The organism is Caulobacter sp. GW821-FHT11E11 (assembly GCF_058808315.1).
Genome location: NZ_JBXARO010000018.1, coordinates 1 through 5,451, shown reverse-complemented (window position 1 = coordinate 5,451; position 5,451 = coordinate 1). Strand labels below are relative to the sequence as shown.

The 5,451-nt window shown below is 54.7% G+C and carries 3 tRNA genes and 3 rRNA genes; all 6 read left to right on the top strand.

From position 1 onward, the window contains the following. The first annotated feature begins 99 nt into the window (after positions 1-99). The 6 genes from AC1RR5_RS26700 to AC1RR5_RS26675 all read left to right on the top strand — a co-directional run bounded on the left by AC1RR5_RS26700 (position 100) and on the right by AC1RR5_RS26675 (position 5,448). Positions 100-1,585: ribosomal RNA gene (locus AC1RR5_RS26700) — 16S ribosomal RNA — on the top strand. Between the two features lie 189 nt (positions 1,586-1,774). Next, a tRNA-Ile gene (locus AC1RR5_RS26695) sits at positions 1,775-1,851 on the top strand. A 67-nt stretch (positions 1,852-1,918) separates the two neighbouring features. Further along, positions 1,919-1,994 (top strand) — tRNA-Ala (locus AC1RR5_RS26690). A 295-nt stretch (positions 1,995-2,289) separates the two neighbouring features. After that, positions 2,290-5,075: ribosomal RNA gene (locus AC1RR5_RS26685) — 23S ribosomal RNA — on the top strand. 116 nt (positions 5,076-5,191) lie between these two features. After that, positions 5,192-5,306 (top strand): 5S ribosomal RNA (gene rrf / locus AC1RR5_RS26680). Together the 16S, 23S and 5S rRNA genes with 3 tRNA genes alongside form the textbook arrangement of a ribosomal RNA operon. A 65-nt stretch (positions 5,307-5,371) precedes the next feature. Continuing rightward, a tRNA-Met gene (locus AC1RR5_RS26675) sits at positions 5,372-5,448 on the top strand. Positions 5,449-5,451: the final 3 nt, after the last annotated feature.

Sequence of the window (5,451 nt, the reverse complement as noted above, 5' to 3'; positions counted from 1 at the left end):
TGGTCACTGTGTGATGGGAACTCGTCAAGATACTATGCAAACCAGATACCTGGTTCTGGGTTTTCCCCCGGGACTGGAAGTCTGATGTCAATGTCAACTCAACCTGAGAGTTTGATCCTGGCTCAGAGCGAACGCTGGCGGCAGGCCTAACACATGCAAGTCGAACGGATCCTTCGGGATTAGTGGCGGACGGGTGAGTAACACGTGGGAACGTGCCTTTTGGTTCGGAACAACTCAGGGAAACTTGAGCTAATACCGGATAAGCCCTTCGGGGGAAAGATTTATCGCCATTAGAGCGGCCCGCGTCTGATTAGCTAGTTGGTGAGGTAAAGGCTCACCAAGGCGACGATCAGTAGCTGGTCTGAGAGGATGATCAGCCACATTGGGACTGAGACACGGCCCAAACTCCTACGGGAGGCAGCAGTGGGGAATCTTGCGCAATGGGCGAAAGCCTGACGCAGCCATGCCGCGTGAATGATGAAGGTCTTAGGATTGTAAAATTCTTTCACCGGGGACGATAATGACGGTACCCGGAGAAGAAGCCCCGGCTAACTTCGTGCCAGCAGCCGCGGTAATACGAAGGGGGCTAGCGTTGCTCGGAATTACTGGGCGTAAAGGGAGCGTAGGCGGACTGTTAAGTTAGAGGTGAAAGCCCAGGGCTCAACCTTGGAATTGCCTTTGATACTGGCAGTCTTGAGTACGGAAGAGGTATGTGGAACTCCGAGTGTAGAGGTGAAATTCGTAGATATTCGGAAGAACACCAGTGGCGAAGGCGACATACTGGTCCGTTACTGACGCTGAGGCTCGAAAGCGTGGGGAGCAAACAGGATTAGATACCCTGGTAGTCCACGCCGTAAACGATGAGTGCTAGTTGTCGGCATGCATGCATGTCGGTGACGCAGCTAACGCATTAAGCACTCCGCCTGGGGAGTACGGTCGCAAGATTAAAACTCAAAGGAATTGACGGGGGCCCGCACAAGCGGTGGAGCATGTGGTTTAATTCGAAGCAACGCGCAGAACCTTACCACCTTTTGACATGCCCGGACCACCAGAGAGATCTGGCTTTCCCTTCGGGGACTGGGACACAGGTGCTGCATGGCTGTCGTCAGCTCGTGTCGTGAGATGTTGGGTTAAGTCCCGCAACGAGCGCAACCCTCGCGATTAGTTGCCATCAGGTTTGGCTGGGCACTCTAATCGTACTGCCGGAGTTAATCCGGAGGAAGGCGGGGATGACGTCAAGTCCTCATGGCCCTTACAAGGTGGGCTACACACGTGCTACAATGGCGACTACAGAGGGCTGCAATCCCGCGAGGGGGAGCCAATCCCTAAAAGTCGTCTCAGTTCGGATTGTTCTCTGCAACTCGAGAGCATGAAGTTGGAATCGCTAGTAATCGCGGATCAGCATGCCGCGGTGAATACGTTCCCGGGCCTTGTACACACCGCCCGTCACACCATGGGAGTTGGCTTTACCCGAAGGCGCTGCGCTAACTCGCAAGAGAGGCAGGCGACCACGGTAGGGTCAGCGACTGGGGTGAAGTCGTAACAAGGTAGCCGTAGGGGAACCTGCGGCTGGATCACCTCCTTTCTAAGGATGCTTCTCCAGTCTCTCACGAGACTATTGAAGCTCCAATTCGTGCGCTTGACGCACACAAATGAGCGGATCGCCGCCGTCTTCGTTTCTCTTTCCACTTGTTTCGGACCGTTAGGTTCGGGACACGATCGCGAGCCCTGGAGCGGGTTTGGCCATTGGCCGAACTTGATCTGAGCGGCCTATGGGCCCGTAGCTCAGTTGGTTAGAGCGCACGCTTGATAAGCGTGAGGTCATAAGTTCAAGTCTTATCGGGCCTACCACTCTTTCCACATACGGATCCGCAACCGACCAGCTCCTCGCTGGGCAAGCAACTCACACCGAGTGTGAGGGGCCATAGCTCAGTTGGTAGAGCGCCTGCTTTGCAAGCAGGATGTCGTCGGTTCGAATCCGTCTGGCTCCACCATTCTTTGTTGGAAATCTTCACTTCGTCTTCGCTCAAGTAGCGAAGCGGTAGCGAAGACGATGAAACAAAGTCGCGATCGAGGAATGATCAAGTTTGCACTGGCTCTCGAGCCAGCTGCGAAATGACATTGTGAAGGCAGGGTTCCTCCGCCAACCGTAGCTCACCCCTGGGATACGGATCTGGTTCAAGGATGGACTTAAGAAGACATCATTGTCTGACTAAAGGTAGAGCTCATGCTCGATCTCTTCCCGCGTGATGCGGCAAGAGACGATTATGCATGGGTTTTGCTGAGAACGATCAAGCGCATAAGGGCTTCTGACGGATGCCTTGGCATTGAGAGGCGATGAAGGACGTGGCACGCTGCGATAAGAGCCGGGGAGGCGCGAGCACCCTTTGATCCGGCTATCTCCGAATGGGGAAACCCACCTTTATGGTCACCCAACTTAGCTTCGCTTTCGGGCGGGGCCAGGATTGGTTGATCAGAAGAGGTATAATGGGCTGAATACATAGGCTCCATTAAGCAAACCCGGGGAACTGAAACATCTCAGTACCCGGAGGAAAGGACATCAACCGAGACTCCCGTAGTAGTGGCGAGCGAACCGGGACCAGGCCAGTGCTGTCGTGACATAAAGCTGAATGTGTTGGGAAACACAGCCATAGTGGGTGATAGCCCCGTAAGCGTCAAATAGCGACAGACTCGAGTAGGGCGGGACACGTGAAATCCTGTCTGAACATGGGGGGACCACCCTCCAAGCCTAAGTACTCCTCAATGACCGATAGCGAACAAGTACCGTGAGGGAAAGGTGAAAAGCACCCCGACAAGGGGAGTGAAACAGATCCTGAAATCGGAAGCCTACAAGCAGTCGGAGCCACCGAGCGTGGTGACGGCGTACCTTTTGTATAATGGGTCAGCGACTTCATGTGCCGTGCAAGCTTAAGCCGTTAGGTGTAGGCGCAGCGAAAGCGAGTCTGAATAGGGCGAATAAGTACGTCGCATGACGACCCGAAACCAGGTGATCTATCCATGAGCAGGTTGAAGGTAAGGTAACACTTACTGGAGGACCGAACCGGTGAATGTTGAAAAATTCTCGGATGACTTGTGGATAGGGGTGAAAGGCCAATCAAACCTGGACATAGCTGGTTCTCCGCGAAAACTATTTAGGTAGTGCCTCGGACGTATTCCTTGGGGGGTAGAGCACTGAATGGATGCGGGCGGCGCGAGCTGTACCAATTCTAATCAAACTCCGAATACCCAAGAGAACTATCCGGGAGACACACGGCGGGTGCTAACGTCCGTCGTGAAAAGGGAAACAACCCTAACCATCATCTAAGGCCCCCAAGTACTGGCTAAGTGGGAAACGATGTGGGTTTGCTTTGACAACCAGGATGTTGGCTTAGAAGCAGCCATCATTTAAAGAAAGCGTAACAGCTCACTGGTCAAGCGAACCTGCGCGGAAAATGTAACGGGGCTCAAGCCAGTCGCCGAAGGTATGGGTGTGCGTAAGCACGCGGTAGCGGAGCGTTCCGTAAGCCGATGAAGGTGAGGCGTGAGCCTTGCTGGAGGTATCGGAAGTGAGAATGCTGACATGAGTAGCGATAAAGAGGGTGAGAGACCCTCTCGCCGAAAGCCCAAGGGTTCCTGCGTAAAGCTAATCTGCGCAGGGTTAGTCGGCCCCTAAGGCGAGGCCGAAAGGCGTAGTCGATGGGAATCAGGTGAATATTCCTGAACCAGTTGGAAGTGACGGATCTGGTAAATTGTCGGGGCTTATTGGATTGCTCCCGGCAGTGAACAGGTCCCTGGAAATAACTCCAACGGAGACCGTACCCGAAACCGACACAGGTGGGCAGGTAGAGTATACCAAGGCGCTTGAGAGAACTGTGCTGAAGGAACTCGGCAAATTGCACGCGTAACTTCGGGATAAGCGTGACTCTCTTTTGGGCAACCAGATGAGAGTGGCACAAGCCAGGGGGTAGCGACTGTTTATCAAAAACACAGGGCTCTGCGAAGCCGCAAGGCGACGTATAGGGTCTGACGCCTGCCCGGTGCCTGAAGGTTAAAAGGAGGGGTGCAAGCTCTGAATTGAAGCCCAGGTAAACGGCGGCCGTAACTATAACGGTCCTAAGGTAGCGAAATTCCTTGTCGGGTAAGTTCCGACCTGCACGAATGGCGTAACGACTTCCCCACTGTCTCCAGCACAGGCTCAGCGAAATTGAATTCCCCGTGAAGATGCGGGGTTCCCGCGGTCAGACGGAAAGACCCTATGAACCTTTACTGCAGCTTCGCCTTGGCGTTAGCAGCAACATGTGTAGGATAGGTGGGAGGCTATGAATCCGGGGCGCCAGTTCCGGGGGAGCCATCCTTGAAATACCACCCTTATTGTTGCTGACGTCTAACCGCGGCCCGTTATCCGGGTCCGGGACATGGCGTGGCGGGCAGTTTGACTGGGGCGGTCGCCTCCCAAAGTGTAACGGAGGCGCGCGATGGTGGGCTCAGACCGGTCGGAAATCGGTCGTCGAGTGCAATGGCATAAGCCCGCCTGACTGCGAGACTGACAAGTCGAGCAGAGACGAAAGTCGGCCATAGTGATCCGGTGGTCCTGCGTGGAAGGGCCATCGCTCAACGAATAAAAGGTACTCTAGGGATAACAGGCTGATTTTGCCCAAGAGTCCATATCGACGGCAAAGTTTGGCACCTCGATGTCGGCTCATCACATCCTGGGGCTGGAGCAGGTCCCAAGGGTTCGGCTGTTCGCCGATTAAAGTGGTACGTGAGCTGGGTTCAGAACGTCGTGAGACAGTTTGGTCCCTATCTGCCGTGGGTGTACGAGACTTGAGAGGATCTGTCCCTAGTACGAGAGGACCGGGATGGACACACCTCTGGTGGACCTGTCATGGCGCCAGCTGTGCAGCAGGGTAGCTAAGTGTGGAATAGATAACCGCTGAAAGCATCTAAGCGGGAAACTAACCTCAAAACAAGGTCTCGCTGAGAGCCGTGGAAGACCACCACGTTGATAGGCCGGGTGTGGAAGTGCGGCGACGCATGGAGCTTACCGGTACTAATAGCTCGATAGGCTTGATCGTTCTTCAGTCAAACCCATGCAAACGCATGTGGCTCTACTTCAGACACTGATGTCTTCTTCACAATCCTCTCCCAACGGGCGCAAGCCCGAAGGGAAGAGTGATATCCTTTTCGCTGACCTGGTGGCTTTGCCGGGGGTTCCCCACCCGATCCCATTCCGAACTCGGTCGTTAAGTCCCCCTGGGCCAATGGTACTTCGTCTCAAGGCGCGGGAGAGTAGGTCGCCGCCAGGTCCGCCAAAAGGATATCAAAACACCCAAGTCCAAAACCCTGCATCACAATCTCAACAACACCCTGACGCGGGGTGGAGCAGCCCGGTAGCTCGTCAGGCTCATAACCTGAAGGTCACAGGTTCAAATCCTGTCCCCGCACCCAAGG